Raw genomic sequence first — 13,357 nt, forward strand, 5'->3', positions numbered from 1 at the left:
TATGTCAAAGAAACTGATTGATAGTTATTGATCTAATTTCGAGAAGTGAACTTAAGTGCCATCTTATCTAATACAGTAGCGATTATGATCCCTACTGTATATCGAACCAAATCCTCTACAAGAAAACCTTTGCCAAGTATCAATGCCCCGAGCGTTGTCCCACGAATCTGATTAATCCAGTCTTCCTGATACAACTGGCTAAATTCAATGCCGAAACTAAACAAAAAACTGAGCCAAATGGCAGTGGGGGTGCTCTTACGCACTAGCAACAATCGAAATCCGAAATAAACCATCATAGCCCATAGCATGTCCCCTGCGTTCTGCGCGATAAATGGTGGAAGTAGTAGACTCCATTTTCTGGAGGATAAACCTAATAAGATGGTGATAATAATAGCTATTAAATAAGCTATTCGCATGTTACGGTATTGCAAGTTGCTAGGTTTATGCTCATTAGTCAACAGAATCACTCTTTCAGTTGTTAATATTAATTCATTATCTCATAAATGATGTTCGAAAGAATTATGAGTGTATGCACCTTTGACGAAGGATTTCCTAATTATTTAGTTCATCACGTATTCTTCTTGAAGCAAACCATATATTTCTAAATCTAAAACTCCTTTACCAGACCAAAACGTAGCTTGTCTTAAAAGTCCTTCTTTTGAAAAACCATTTTTCAGGAGAACTTCTTTAGATGCTTCATTTAATGGCATAACCTCAGCCTGTATGCGGTTGATATTAACTTCCTCAAATAAAAATTTGACAAGTGTTTTAAGCGCATCCGTCGCAAGGCCCTTACCCCAATAGTCCTCTGCAAGAAAGTAACCAATCGTCACCATGTTCACTTTTTGATTAAAATCCATTGCTTCTATAATGCCTACTAATTTATCGCAATGAGGCTTTTGAAAAATGCCCCATTTCACTCTGCTTTTCTTCTGATAATCCCTGTCAAAATGACCAATCATTTTACCCACTGTTTGGATATTATGTTTCGGGATTATCCCACAATATTCAAATACCTTTTCATTATCATAGATCGCAAATACTTCCTGTAAATGTACATCTTCAATTTTTTTAAGCACTAACTTTTCGGAGCTTAATAATGGGAACTCTGCAAACACTTTTTCGATATTCATAATATTCTCTCCTTATTTTTCCCCTTTTAGTTGAAAGGGCAATATTCAATTGAGTTTTGAATCCATACAAATAATCAATACCATAAATCCTTTCTATTGACATGATTAAAGGCAGACTAAAATATTTTTGGTAAATTATGATACTTTGTACATTATAAATGTATGCTGTATGTATAAGTTGATTTCTGTTCCGACTGGACGCCCCCAGGAAAGCGCCTAGTCGGAACGGAAATCAACCAAACACGGTGGTGAAATATAAATATATTGAACTAAATCACTTTATTCTGTATGATTTTACTATATTATACAGAAAGCGAGTGATTCATGATGATAGTCAGCTCTATTTTTCCAGTAAACAAATATGAGGTGTGGAAGAAATAAGAATAATAGATTCTTCTGCACGAAATCGGAGGAATTGAAATGTATAGTTATTATGGTCCTTTATGTACAGAACTTTATGATATGACTAAACCAGTTGGATATTCTATTGGTGGGGATATTGAATATTATCTGGAACGCTTAAAAGGAACTAAGGGAAAAGTACTTGAAGCGGGAGTTGGCTCTGGACGCTTCTTAATTCCGTTACTTGAAAAGGGATATGATGTTGAGGGAATCGACTACTCTCCTGAAATGTTAGATACATGCCGAAAACACTGTATAGAAAGAGGATTCAAGCCAAATCTATATGAAGGTAACTTAAGCAATTTTTCATTAGACTCAAAATATGAAGCGATTGTTATGCCGACAGGTTCGTTCTGTTTAATCGAGAATTCAAAAGATGCGATGGATGCATTAACATGTATGTATAATCATTTGATACCTGGAGGCCGCCTAATTGTAGACATGCTTTTACCTACAGACTGGCGAACAGGGGAAATTACTTCATCCTACTATGAAATTTCGCAAGAAGAAGGAATTGCAATAGAAAGAAAAGCCGTTGAAATGAACTGGATCGATCAATATACGCTAACCGTTTTGAAATATGAAAAATGGCAAAATGGTAAATTAATTGATACAGAGTTACAAAGATTTCCGTTAAGATGGTACGGAATAGAAGAATTCCAGCACATATTAACAAACATCGGTTTTTCTGATATTACTTTCTCCGCTGAATATGTTTATAACAAAAAGCCTTCAAAAGAGCATTCACTAATTACATTTGAAGCTATTCATAAATAAATAAATAAATAAATAAATAAACCTGCTAGATATTAGCTAAGAAAGTAGCTAAATATCTAGCAGGTTTTTAGAATTAATCATATTTCTTTTATTCTCATACCTTGTCCAATGTTACAGATTCCTGTACTGTGGATCGCTTAATGTTAAATTCATTCCAAATCGAGTCTTTTTCATCCAGCAATTCTTTTCCATTCCAAATGATGTCGTAAATGTCACCCTCGTAAGCAATGGCTCGACCAAATGCAAATGAAATAAAATAGTCCTTCCAGGATTGGAATGCATGGCTTCCGGCATCAGCTGCTCGCGTTATATAGCTCCACGCCTGTTCCTCGGTAATATAACCAACTATGTAGCTCCATCTTGCAATATTTACAGCTCGGTCAAAATCCCAGGCGGCAATAGTGTCCACCTTGTCAAAATCGGATTTCGCAAAGGAAAGCTTTTTCATCATCACTTCTTGGGCAGTTTTATAGCATTCCTGCGATTTTCCCACTTCTTCCTCTGTAAAAGACTGACCAGCATTCAACGCCATAAGAAGCTGATCATATCTCGTACGATGCCCATCCGTAAGCAGCCATTCTAGGGTTTCTATAGCTTCCTCTGAATTACTAACGTCCCAGTATGAAGAAAGACCTTCCTTCAAAGTTTCATGATCTACCTTCATCGATAGTATCCGTGGCGACTCAGACCGGTAAAGAGCGAGATTGGCACCGTATGCTAGTAAATGCTGTTTCTCCTTCGGTACAGGGTTAGCCATTTCCATTTCTACTCGCGATTTTTTATCATTGTTCTTAATTCGCTTGCTCGCTGTAATTAAACCTACAATAAGTAAAAACACAATCGCTACGATAATTCCTACAATATACATAAGGATCTTCAAACTATCACATTCCTCTCCATGTTTTTTATTTGGCGCAGTTTAAATTATGCATCACTCACTTTTAATAAATGACAGTAAAATTATACATTTGTAGGTAATATTATACAATGAGACTATTTTATTACTTGTTGCTGAAAGTTTGTATGACAATAGTAGTTTGGCGTAGAGGCTTCTAGAAGAGAGATTGAAAGGAACTAAAGAAAGGGGACATAAAGTGGTAGTTGGCCCTGGAAGTTTCTTAATTCCATACTTGAAAAGGGATAAAATGTTGATTCATGCTGACCGATTTGTTTTGAAACCCATTGAAATGAACTGGATTAATCAATATAACCAAAAGATTTAGCTATACCAAAGTCGCTCGTTTTGAATTACAATCCATTTTTTTCTTGCTATATTTTTACTGTATAAAGGAAAAATATGATTGTCTACAATTTAATGAAGGAAGAAGGGTTTTCCATGCATAAAGATATGAATTATGGAAGCGACTTTAAATATATTCCAGCAACTTCAATTTGGAGCGGAGATGGTATTGAAGTATTACCTGATTTATACCAGCATACGATTCAAATTGTAAATATTGTGCTTTACGGTGAACGTCATAAGAGTGAATTTGTATTAGTGGATGCTGGTATGCCAAAAAGTGCACATAACATTATTTCAATAGCAGAGGAGAGGTTTGGATCAAATAGTCGACCAAAAGCATTAATTTTGACGAACGGTCACTTTGATCATGTTGGGGCGATCATTGATCTAATTGAACATTGGGGTATGCCGGTTTATGCCCATCCTTTAGAATTACCTTATTTAACTGGTAAAAAAAATTATCCTGAACCTGATCCTGTTGTAAATGGTGGCTTAATAGCAAAAGTGTCATCCATTTTCCCGAATGAAGCTATTAACTTAGGAAACAACGTTGAGGCGCTCCCGTCCGATGGCAGTATTCCATTTATGCAAGGTTTTCGTTGGATTCATACTCCGGGTCATACGCCAGGGCATATATCTTTATTTCGCGAAGAGGATCGAGCGTTAATTGTTGGAGATGCATTTGGTACTGTTCAACAAGAGTCGCTTTACAAAGTGTTACTACAAAAAAAGGAAATTAGTGGACCGTCACGATATTTCACAACGGATTGGCAGGCTGCTTGGGATTCCGTAAAAAAATTAGAGGCACTAAAACCTTCAGTTGCTATTACAGGTCATGGATTACCGATGAAAGGGGAAGAGCTTACTAGAAACTTGCATAAATTAGCGACTGAATTTGAGCAGATTGCTTTACCTAATCACAGCAAATACCTTAATTAGTTATACGATTTTCCTGCATAAATGTGAAAAGCTGTAGCAAATAAATTTGCTACAGCCTAAATTGGTTCATGCCCCTTTGATGGCGCAATATCATTCATTTTATCATAAAAAACTTTATTATGATGTATTTTGTTTTTTTTGAATAATGATTTTATAGCGTATTAATAAATAAAAGCCTATTGACAAAAAAATGCAGAATCGTTATAGTCAATATATTCAACGTTGAATATAAAAAGGTGATTATTATGACAAGGTTATTAGTTCTTGCAATGTTGGGGTTTAAACCAATGACTGGCTATGATATTAAAGTAATGCTTGAATTAAGTGATGCTGAACGATGGGGTGGTGTGCTAATCGGCTCTATCTATAATGCCCTAAAAAAGCTTGAAAAAGATGGCTATATAGAGGTGGCTAGTATTGAATCTACAGGTCATAGGCAAAAAGCAATTTACCAAATTACTGAAAAGGGAAGGGCACATGAGCAAGAATTAGTTATCGAGGCCCTTGAAAAATCTTCTGTAGTTTATCCAACAACTTTGTATTCAGGTGTATCATTTGCGTTTAAATTGCCAACCGCTAGAGCAGTGGAAGCATTAGAAAAGCAGAAAAAGATTTTAGAACAAGAAGAAAAGGCGATCAATGCTGGTTATGAGGCAAAGCTGATTGCTATGCAAGGTGAAATGCCAGCATTAACACAACTTGCATTTGATAATATGCTTGAAATTGTTCAAGTACAATCAAAATTTGTCCATCAAGCTATTGAAATTATGAAAAAAAATAACTCTCTCGAATGAGGGAGTTAAAAAATAGCTGTATATTCAACGTTGAATATACAATATTAAGTAAGGAGAGAAAATATGAAAAAGCTCATTAGTGCTAGTCAATTAACGAAAAGTTATAAAGCTAGATGTGTCGTTGATCATATAGATGTTGACATTAAAGAAGGGGAGGTAATAGCTTTAGTGGGCACAAATGGTGCTGGGAAAACTACAACTATCGGTATGCTTCTTGGTATTATTCCTCAGGACAGTGGGACAATTGAATACTGGACATCCGACTACAAAAAGGAAATAGGTACGCAGCTTCAATCAACCCCTTTTTTCGAAGGCTATTCTGTAGAGGATAATGTGAAATTATTTGGGGCATTTTATGGAATATCGCTAACAAAAAATGAAATTGAAGAAAAACTCGCCGCTTTTGATTTATTGCAGGTCAAAAAAACGCCTGCTATCAAACTGTCATTGGGACAGCAAAAACGGCTAGCAATTATCGTAACAACTTTGCATCATCCTAAACTAGTCATTTTGGATGAACCTTCTGCTGGATTGGATCCTAGAGGCCAAAGAGAAATTCAACAGATTATTAAACGATTAAAAGATAGTGGGGTTGCCGTGTTATTTTCTTCCCACGATATGTTGGAGGTAATGAATGTAGCCGACAGACTGTTGATTATGCATCGTGGAAAAATAATGGCAAACGGCTCACCGGATAGTTTAATGGAGCACTACCAAACTCAAAATTTAGAAGAATTATTTTTTGAATTAACGAAGTGAGGAGCGAGAAAATGAAGGCTATTTTCGTATTAAATTTGAAATCTAGCATGAAGGATATGTATTTACTCTTTTGGTCAATACTAATGCCATTTGCTGCGATTATTGCGTTAAGAATTTTTTTACCGAGCTATGCAGGAAATTATGTAGAAGGAATCATTGCCGTTAGTGTATTTTTTTATTCATTTATGACCACTGCTTTTATAGCGTTATCGCAAAGAAAAAGAGGCGTTTATAATTTACTTCACGCAACACCAATGCCTTTATGGAAATATATCGTCAGTATTTCTAGTGCATGGGCTACAGTAGCGATTATTTTATCTTATATCGTGCTTTTATTCGCTATCGTTATCAACCAACTAAATTTTCCTTTGTATATTCTCTTATATATGACACCGATTATCCTAATAGCTTCATTAAGTTTTGTTTTTTTAAGCTTCTTTATTTCAAGTCTCGTGAAAAACGAGGGACATTTAAGTATGACTGCAAATGTTCTGATGATACCAATGTTACTTTGTAGTAATGCATTTTTTACAATGGAAAAAGCGCCAAACCTTATACAATATATTAGTCTAGTAAATCCATTTGAATGGTTTTTAAATGGCATTAAATCTGCATTTCTAAATAACTTTAGTACATGGGGAGAATCTTTACTTCTTTTATTGGGATGCCTAGCTGTGACACTTATCATTTCCTTAAAAACATTCAAGTATAGTGACCAATAATTGCGAAAAAAATGAAATGACCAGATCTCCAATTTGAGTCTGGTCATTTGGACAGTGGGGAGCGTCAAAGTGTAGTTATTTTATCTTTGTTAAAATTACGGAACTAGCTTGAAGGGATATAAAAGCTGTAAATGGAATAATTCATTAGGGAGGGTGATTGGATGAGTGAAACGTTAATTAGAATAGGAACAACTTATATTCCAGTCAGCAATGTAGAACGGTCATGTGAATGGTATGTAAGTAAATTGGGCGCAAAATGTAGTTATCAAGATAGTGATAAGGCTATTCTTAATTTTGCCAATCAAAGTTTTTTTCTTGTTAGATCAATGAACAATCAAAGCTCAAATTTCATTGATTGCTATGGTAAAGAACATTTTTCGATTACCTTTGAGGTTGATGGATTAAGTGCATTAGAGACTATTCAAAAAATTTTTAGAGATAAAGGAATTAGAGTTGGAGAAGTTGAAAATAGGGGGCATGCGGGAAGAAATTTTGTTTTTTACGATTTAGACGGAAATAAATTTGATGTGTGGAGTGAGCTGAGTCCTGCTTTAAAGAAAAAATACAAGGATAAAAAATTGAGTAAACCTATTGAGAAGTCCGATTCCACTAAATTTCCCGGACAATTATTTTGGCGTAGAGAAATTCTTTTATTTTGTGTGATCCAGATGGAAATACACTAGGAGTTTGTCAATTAACTATATAGAAACATTATTTTCTGAATAGTGAATTTATAGAAGGGTCACTTATTACTATAAGTGACCCTTAGTAACAAAGCTTCGGAGGTGTAAGACTAAACCAATCTTACATTACTAAAATATGATACGATGTTATTTTTGCATAGTTAATTGCCTGAGAAATAGTTTGAAAATATTAATAACTTATTTTAAAGGCATAAAAGCTGCGGGATTTAATTGTTCAGATTCTATCACGATTCCTGTTAATCCTTTATCCGTTTTTGTTTCATGCCATTCGCCCTTTTCCCAAAAAACTACATCTCCAGGCAGGACTTGAAAATATTGCTCCTGTTCATTTCTTACATATCCTTCTCCATCTAAAATTAAAAGAAGCTGGGGAACTGCCGCTTGATGATAGCCAATAACACCGTTTTCTTCTAAATACATGCACCCGATACTAGCTGATGCTTCTGTGTTAATAATGCGAGACATCATGAAATTTGATTTAAACTGTGTTATGTTTTTGCCATTCTCTTTAGACAATTGATAAAGTTTCATGTAATTCCTCCAAACTTAAATTATTTTTTCACAGCATGAACGTAATGAATTGTTTCAAAGGCTGTTAAATAATCTTTTCGATTGTCAAAATACAGCTCATTAATTGTATCTGGCGATAGGTGTTCATAAATAAGCAGGCCTGAGTTCTCTAACATTTTTTCTATTTCTTCATAAGTAAAACACGATTTCATCGGTTCACCACTTGCTGCAGCCATTTTCACCATGTTATCTACTCGATTCGAAATTCCTTTTTCTTTAAATAGTTTTTCATCTGCATAATCTAATACGATGGAACTTCCTGATGGTACATTGGCAAACAAATGATCAAGTAAGCTTGAAGTTTCCTCTTTCGTTAAATAATATGAAACGCCTAATAGACTAAAGAAAGTTTTTTTATTGTCAAAGCCGCTATCCAATAAATTTTGAGATGAAAACTTTTTTGTGAAATCCATCGATACGAAATGCACATTACTCGGCAGCTTTAAATTAACTTCAGCCAATCTTTTCTTTTTAAATTCCTGTGTTGCAGGGTGATCAATTTCAAAGATTTCTAAAATGTTTTCAAATTCCGGATGTCTTAAGCTAAACGTATCTAATCCTGCTCCGAGTATGACATATTGCTGTAAACCTAACATGACTTCATTTAGCAAAACTTTTTCACAATATGCTGCACGTGCCAAGGGTGTAGGAGAGAGTTGAGTTTGCACAATCCATTTTAAGAGCTCTTCTGTTTGTCCATTTAGTTTTTCTGCGATTTCTTTGTTAAAAAAATGGATGCCTTGAACCATATTTGTTTGAATGTCATGGAACTCTTGTTTTGTGATTAATTTTTGAGCTAGGTAGTCATCAAAAATTTTAGAGGTATCAAATTGACTATGATAAGCTCTACTAAAAGCTGAGATTAATGAAGTTAAACTGGATTCACCTTTGTTCATGCAAATACACTCCTTCAAAAAAAATAGGATTCCCCTGGCCAGGAGAATCCTATTGTACAAATAAATATCATAAAAGTAAATTATTGCATAAATTATTTTTTTTGTCAAGTTTTAAGTATCGGAAAGCAGCTAGATAAGTTAATTTCCTTAATCAAATTTTTGAATAAATATTTTACCGTTCGGCTGAATTTCTGCATAGAAAACTTCTGTGATTGATTGGATATTTTCCTTTTTTAATTCGTTATCTAACCATTCTCTACTTTTTCCAACTTCCAGTAAATTTTTTGGCAATAGCTTCCCATCTGCGATGATTTCAATGGGTATAAAAGCCGGAGGGGAAGGATAGATGTTTAAATCAATCTTTTGGGTGCTTTGAAATTCAGGCTTTTTCAGAATACTAAGCATGCCATTCGGTTCTAAAATAGCATAGTCAATTTCTGTAATTGAAAAAACTTGATACTGTCTAATCATCATTGTAAGGTCATCAATATTAATTTTAGTGTTTGCTAAAGCTTTTCTATCTATTTTTCCTTTTTTAATAATGATTGTCGGTTGTCCATCAAGTAATGTTCTTGCTTTTCCGGATTTTAGAGCGATGTAACTAATTAAAGTAGTAAGCGCACACCAAACAATTAAGCTGACTAAAAATTTTGTGTAGACAATTGTTTTTAAAACTACCATATTGGCTGCAACAGAACCAATTGTAATACCAGTTACGTAGTTAAAGAAGGTTAAGTGACTTAGTTGTTTTTTACCTAAAAACCTCGTAAGTGTTAGAAGAACAAAAAAAGTAATAATCGTTTGAACAACTACTTGTATATAACCTGTGTACAAATTCTCCCACCCCTTATCTAATCCCTAGAATACCCAATGAATTTTTAAAAGATACTCCAATAAAACAATAGAGCTGGATTCAAATTTACATTTCATTAAAGATCTAATCGTTCAAATGGATAATATGAATGTTTAATGGGAGTTGGAATATACACAACCAAATACAGATGACATGAATTTTTAATTGTAACATTAGTATTTGCTGCAACCGTACACATTCAAATAAGAGCGTGTTTTGATCAATCTTTTTCAAAACATGCTCTTTAGATTTGTCCTCCTATCAGGGTTAATATCATTAATCTTTATTACAAAACTACAGGGATTAGATTTTAAAGTTCATTCTCTTTTATTGAGTACATTCCGGTTTAAGTTGTCATTATTCAGTAAAGGACACGCCATAAATAAAATGTAGCGTATGATTCCCAGTTTTTCCATGGTAACGATATTTCTAAGATTTCATCTTTCGTAGGCTTTCGGTTCATATTGCGTAATATTTTTATCGAATTAATAAGACCCACATCATCGATAGGAAAAGCTGTCTGGAACCTGAGGCAGCGCATTAGAACATAATTGGCTGTCCAAGGGCCGATTCCTCGTATTTTAATTAAGCTTTTTTCAGCATCTTTAAAGTTCATTGTCATTAATTTTCCCCTTGATAATTCTCCGCTTGCCATTAATTTGGCAATTCCAATAATATATTCACTTTTTTTTACCGTCATTTTAATATCTGCTAGGTCGGTAGGTGTTAACTGTGCAATTCGTTCGTACGGTGGGAACACCCAATATTTTTTACCATTCCATTCGATGGAATCGCCAAATTCTTCTACAAATTGCTTCTTTAAGGAGTACGCGAAGGCTAAGTTAATTTGTTGCCCTAAAACTCCCCAACATAAAGCTTCAAATAAATCGGGAATGCCGATAACTCGCAATCCATAGAATTTTCGGGCAGGCATTTTAAGTAATGGGTCTGCTTTTGCCATTTCATAAAATGGCGTTAAATCGTTATCAAGATCAAACCACTCATGAATATATTTTACAATCTCTTCCCGTTTCCACTTTTCAATAGGTCTAGAATCATTTAAGAATTGAACAACCATTTGTTTATTATTGATGACGCTTATCTGTACTAAAGACCGAATTTCTCCAATGGCTATAACTTTTGTAATGATATCGTTCTCTATTTCATACATGCATTCATTTTTTTCCCTTGTTAGATAGCCAAGGTTAGCATTCATGTCGAAATTTTCAGGTAAGGTGATTTCAATAACCTCATTGACTTCATGCCATATCACTTTTTCATTCTCCTTATCTTATTACGATTTTCTATAGTAATTTTACTTTATCACATAATATTCTTTACTAATTTTGTTATCTTGCTATTACATTCTAAACACCTTATTTTTTTCTATTTATGAGGTTATAGTGTTAGTTATCGAATGCTAAATAGGAGTGGATAAAAATGGTCCAAGATATAAAAACACGTGTCGAAAACTTAAATTGGGATTCAATTCAAAATGAATTAGATGAGCAAGGATTTGCCAAACTTCCAGTGATTTTAACAAAAGAGGAATGTGAATTCTTCATAGAATTGTATTGTGAGGAAGAGTCATACAGAACGACCATCAATATGACGAGATATCGCTTTGGGAATGGGGATTACAAATATTTTTCCTATCCATTACCTGAAATCATCCAAAGTTTAAGAGAGTCCTTTTATTTAGAATTGGCCAAAACAGCTAATCGATGGTTGGGTTATTTAAAGAAAACAGAACAGTTTCCAGATCATCTTCAAGATTTTTTGAACACCTGTGAAGAAAATAAACAAACTAGACCGACACCTTTACTATTAAAGTATGAGACAGGCGGGTTTAATTGTTTGCATCAAGATTTATATGGCGATATATTTTTCCCGTTTCAAGTAGTATTTGTATTAAACCAACGAGATAAAGACTTTTGCGGTGGAGAATCTCTATTAGTGGAACAAATCCCTCGTGCTCAGAGTAGGGGACATGTCATTACTTTAGAACAAGGCAGTGCGCTGATCTTTCCTACTAACCATAGACCTGTTCTAGGTAAAAGAGGATATTACAAAAATACGGTTCGTCACGGAGTAAGCACGGTTACTTCTGGAGAACGATTCGGTCTTGGAATCATTTTTCACGATTCTAAATAAAGTGAAACTTTGATCAGTGGGGTTTTCTTCATCCCCCACTGATCATTAGTTAAACCAATCGGGCTTTTATGGGCTGTTCATCTCCCACCTAAACTTCTCCGATTTCTCTAAGTTTTGAGGTGGGAGTCTTACAGCCTGTTAATGCGGGATAAAAATTAAACTTCAATATCTTGCTATTCCATTCCCAGAATTGTACATTCTGAATTTATAGGGAGTATATTGAAAGGAGAGGTGAGGTAAATGTCGGATAGTATCAATAACGGGCATAAAGAGAGTCATGATCATAGAATTTCGAATGATGTAGAAATGATAACAGATGAAAAGTGGCAAGCAATTATAAATAATAATGCAGCGTATAATAATCAATTTTTCTACGCTGTAAAGTCGACAGGGATATTCTGTAAACCATCCTGTAAATCTCGCGTTCCGAAAAAAGAAAATGTATGCATTTTTCCAAACGCAGAACAAGCTCTCCGCGCAAATTTTCGCCCTTGTAAACGGTGCAAGCCCACTAATGAAAATCTGCCTGATAGTGAGTGGGTTGATTTAATTACTGAATACATTGATAAAAATTTCACAGAAAAATTAACGCTAGAATCGTTAGCAAATATTTGTCATGGGAGTCCGTATCATATGCATCGAACATTTAAAAAGATTAAAGGCTTTACGCCGGTTGAGTATATACAACAAGTTAGAGTACACGCGGCTAAAAAGTATTTGATTCAGACTAATAAAGCGATTGGTGATATCGCCATATGTGTGGGTATGGCTAATGCGCCTTATTTTATTACTTTATTTAAAAAGAAAACTGGACAGACACCAGCACAATTTCGTCAAATGAGTAAAATGGGGGAAAAGTACAATGGAAACAACGAATAAACCAACCCTTTATTGGTCTTTACTAAAGTTTAAGGATTGGCATTTTTATATTGCTTCAACTTCAAAGGGGCTTGTGTTTGTAGGTTCACAGAACAAACCATTCGAGGAATTGTTCGAATGGGCTAAGAAACGCTTTCCAGGAAGTCCTCTAGTTGAAGATGATGAAAAGCTTGAACCCTATGTCATTGAAATCACTCAGTATCTAGAAGGAAAGCGGAAAACCTTTACTGTTCCATTTGAGTACGTAGGTACGCAATTTCAGCTAGCAGTCTGGAATGCACTTTGTGAAATTCCTTATGGACAGACGACATCCTATTCCGACATTGCAAATGCTATAAATAAACCAGCAGCTGTTCGTGCTATAGGCGCGGCTATTGGAGCAAATCCGGTATTAATTACTGTACCGTGCCATCGTGTAATAGGAAAGAATGGCTCATTAACTGGCTATCGGGGCGGCTTAGAAATGAAGACACTGCTCCTGGATCTAGAAAAGCGAGCTTCATCTAGCAATGAGTAATTATTGCCGTACAAG

The 13,357-nt window shown here is 34.8% G+C and carries 15 protein-coding genes and 1 pseudogene; 9 read left to right on the top strand and 7 right to left on the bottom strand.

Features of this window, described 5'->3' with window-relative positions; all coding sequences use genetic code 11:
• Window positions 1-32: 32 nt before the first annotated feature.
• A complete protein-coding gene (locus tag AMS59_RS12270; protein WP_053484157.1) occupies window positions 33-416 on the bottom strand; it encodes a DUF2809 domain-containing protein in 384 nt (127 codons plus the stop codon).
• Window positions 417-560: 144 nt separating this feature from the next.
• Complete coding sequence (locus tag AMS59_RS12275) at window positions 561-1,133, bottom strand: GNAT family N-acetyltransferase (protein WP_053484023.1); 573 nt, start codon at window positions 1,131-1,133, stop codon at window positions 561-563.
• Between the two features lie 420 nt (window positions 1,134-1,553).
• Between AMS59_RS12275 and AMS59_RS12280 the strand changes: the two genes are divergently transcribed.
• A complete protein-coding gene (locus AMS59_RS12280) occupies window positions 1,554-2,312 on the top strand; it encodes a bifunctional 2-polyprenyl-6-hydroxyphenol methylase/3-demethylubiquinol 3-O-methyltransferase UbiG (RefSeq protein WP_053484024.1) in 759 nt (252 codons plus the stop codon).
• Between the two features lie 94 nt (window positions 2,313-2,406).
• Here AMS59_RS12280 and AMS59_RS12285 read toward each other — a convergent pair whose 3' ends face one another.
• Complete coding sequence (locus AMS59_RS12285) at window positions 2,407-3,192, bottom strand: DUF1266 domain-containing protein (protein WP_082337477.1); 786 nt, start codon at window positions 3,190-3,192, stop codon at window positions 2,407-2,409.
• Between the two features lie 456 nt (window positions 3,193-3,648).
• Here AMS59_RS12285 and AMS59_RS12290 point away from each other — a divergent pair, with 456 nt between their 5' ends.
• From AMS59_RS12290 to AMS59_RS12310, 5 genes and pseudogenes are all read left to right on the top strand, one after another.
• Window positions 3,649-4,494 (top strand): MBL fold metallo-hydrolase, encoded by an 846-nt coding sequence (locus AMS59_RS12290; RefSeq protein WP_053484025.1) that lies wholly within the window; start codon window positions 3,649-3,651, stop codon window positions 4,492-4,494.
• Between the two features lie 245 nt (window positions 4,495-4,739).
• Window positions 4,740-5,288: a PadR family transcriptional regulator gene (locus AMS59_RS12295; RefSeq protein WP_053484026.1), complete on the top strand. Its 549-nt coding sequence runs from the start codon at window positions 4,740-4,742 to the stop codon at window positions 5,286-5,288.
• 63 nt (window positions 5,289-5,351) lie between these two features.
• Window positions 5,352-6,047, top strand: a complete 696-nt coding sequence (locus AMS59_RS12300) for an ABC transporter ATP-binding protein (RefSeq protein ID WP_053484027.1) — start codon at window positions 5,352-5,354, stop codon at window positions 6,045-6,047.
• Between the two features lie 11 nt (window positions 6,048-6,058).
• Window positions 6,059-6,769, top strand: coding sequence for an ABC transporter permease (locus AMS59_RS12305; RefSeq protein ID WP_053484028.1), 711 nt, complete (start codon window positions 6,059-6,061; stop codon window positions 6,767-6,769).
• A 161-nt stretch (window positions 6,770-6,930) separates the two neighbouring features.
• Window positions 6,931-7,335: pseudogene (locus tag AMS59_RS12310) on the top strand (VOC family protein); the annotation flags it as partial.
• A 315-nt stretch (window positions 7,336-7,650) separates the two neighbouring features.
• Here AMS59_RS12310 and AMS59_RS12315 read toward each other — a convergent pair.
• From AMS59_RS12315 to AMS59_RS12330, 4 genes are all read right to left on the bottom strand, one after another.
• Entirely contained in the window at window positions 7,651-8,004 is a 354-nt protein-coding gene (locus AMS59_RS12315; RefSeq protein WP_053484029.1) for a cupin domain-containing protein, read from the bottom strand.
• 20 nt (window positions 8,005-8,024) lie between these two features.
• Window positions 8,025-8,939 (bottom strand): class I SAM-dependent methyltransferase, encoded by a 915-nt coding sequence (locus AMS59_RS12320; RefSeq protein WP_053484030.1) that lies wholly within the window; start codon window positions 8,937-8,939, stop codon window positions 8,025-8,027.
• 147 nt (window positions 8,940-9,086) lie between these two features.
• Window positions 9,087-9,773, bottom strand: a complete 687-nt coding sequence (locus AMS59_RS12325; protein WP_082337478.1) for a DUF421 domain-containing protein — start codon at window positions 9,771-9,773, stop codon at window positions 9,087-9,089.
• A gap of 380 nt (window positions 9,774-10,153) precedes the next feature.
• Complete coding sequence (locus AMS59_RS12330) at window positions 10,154-11,065, bottom strand: DNA-3-methyladenine glycosylase (protein ID WP_053484031.1); 912 nt, start codon at window positions 11,063-11,065, stop codon at window positions 10,154-10,156.
• A 167-nt stretch (window positions 11,066-11,232) separates the two neighbouring features.
• Between AMS59_RS12330 and AMS59_RS12335 the strand changes: the two genes are divergently transcribed.
• The 3 genes from AMS59_RS12335 to adaB all read left to right on the top strand — a co-directional run bounded on the left by AMS59_RS12335 (window position 11,233) and on the right by adaB (window position 13,342).
• A complete protein-coding gene (locus AMS59_RS12335; protein WP_053484032.1) occupies window positions 11,233-11,946 on the top strand; it encodes a 2OG-Fe(II) oxygenase in 714 nt (237 codons plus the stop codon).
• A gap of 240 nt (window positions 11,947-12,186) precedes the next feature.
• Complete coding sequence (locus tag AMS59_RS12340; protein ID WP_053484033.1) at window positions 12,187-12,825, top strand: bifunctional transcriptional activator/DNA repair enzyme AdaA; 639 nt, start codon at window positions 12,187-12,189, stop codon at window positions 12,823-12,825.
• Window positions 12,809-13,342 (top strand): methylated-DNA--[protein]-cysteine S-methyltransferase, encoded by a 534-nt coding sequence (gene adaB, locus AMS59_RS12345; RefSeq protein WP_053484034.1) that lies wholly within the window; start codon window positions 12,809-12,811, stop codon window positions 13,340-13,342. Before AMS59_RS12340 ends, adaB begins: the two co-directional genes overlap by 17 nt.
• Window positions 13,343-13,357: the final 15 nt, after the last annotated feature.

Origin of the sequence: Lysinibacillus sp. FJAT-14745 (genome assembly GCF_001275675.1) — a bacterium.
Lineage (GTDB): Bacteria > Bacillota > Bacilli > Bacillales_A > Planococcaceae > Lysinibacillus.

What these genes read in the sequence shown, in the direction of transcription:
- AMS59_RS12280 (WP_053484024.1), top strand. Translation starts at nt 1,554, where the DNA reads ATGTATAGTTATTATGGTCCTTTATGTACAGAACTTTATGATATGACT.
- AMS59_RS12315 (WP_053484029.1), bottom strand. Translation starts at nt 8,004, where the DNA reads ATGAAACTTTATCAATTGTCTAAAGAGAATGGCAAAAACATAACACAG.
- AMS59_RS12335 (WP_053484032.1), top strand. Translation starts at nt 11,233, where the DNA reads ATGGTCCAAGATATAAAAACACGTGTCGAAAACTTAAATTGGGATTCA.
- AMS59_RS12275 (WP_053484023.1), bottom strand. Translation starts at nt 1,133, where the DNA reads ATGAATATCGAAAAAGTGTTTGCAGAGTTCCCATTATTAAGCTCCGAA.
- AMS59_RS12320 (WP_053484030.1), bottom strand. Translation starts at nt 8,939, where the DNA reads ATGAACAAAGGTGAATCCAGTTTAACTTCATTAATCTCAGCTTTTAGT.
- AMS59_RS12305 (WP_053484028.1), top strand. Translation starts at nt 6,059, where the DNA reads ATGAAGGCTATTTTCGTATTAAATTTGAAATCTAGCATGAAGGATATG.
- AMS59_RS12300 (WP_053484027.1), top strand. Translation starts at nt 5,352, where the DNA reads ATGAAAAAGCTCATTAGTGCTAGTCAATTAACGAAAAGTTATAAAGCT.
- AMS59_RS12295 (WP_053484026.1), top strand. Translation starts at nt 4,740, where the DNA reads ATGACAAGGTTATTAGTTCTTGCAATGTTGGGGTTTAAACCAATGACT.
- AMS59_RS12290 (WP_053484025.1), top strand. Translation starts at nt 3,649, where the DNA reads ATGCATAAAGATATGAATTATGGAAGCGACTTTAAATATATTCCAGCA.
- AMS59_RS12270 (WP_053484157.1), bottom strand. Translation starts at nt 416, where the DNA reads ATGCGAATAGCTTATTTAATAGCTATTATTATCACCATCTTATTAGGT.
- adaB (WP_053484034.1), top strand. Translation starts at nt 12,809, where the DNA reads ATGGAAACAACGAATAAACCAACCCTTTATTGGTCTTTACTAAAGTTT.
- AMS59_RS12340 (WP_053484033.1), top strand. Translation starts at nt 12,187, where the DNA reads ATGTCGGATAGTATCAATAACGGGCATAAAGAGAGTCATGATCATAGA.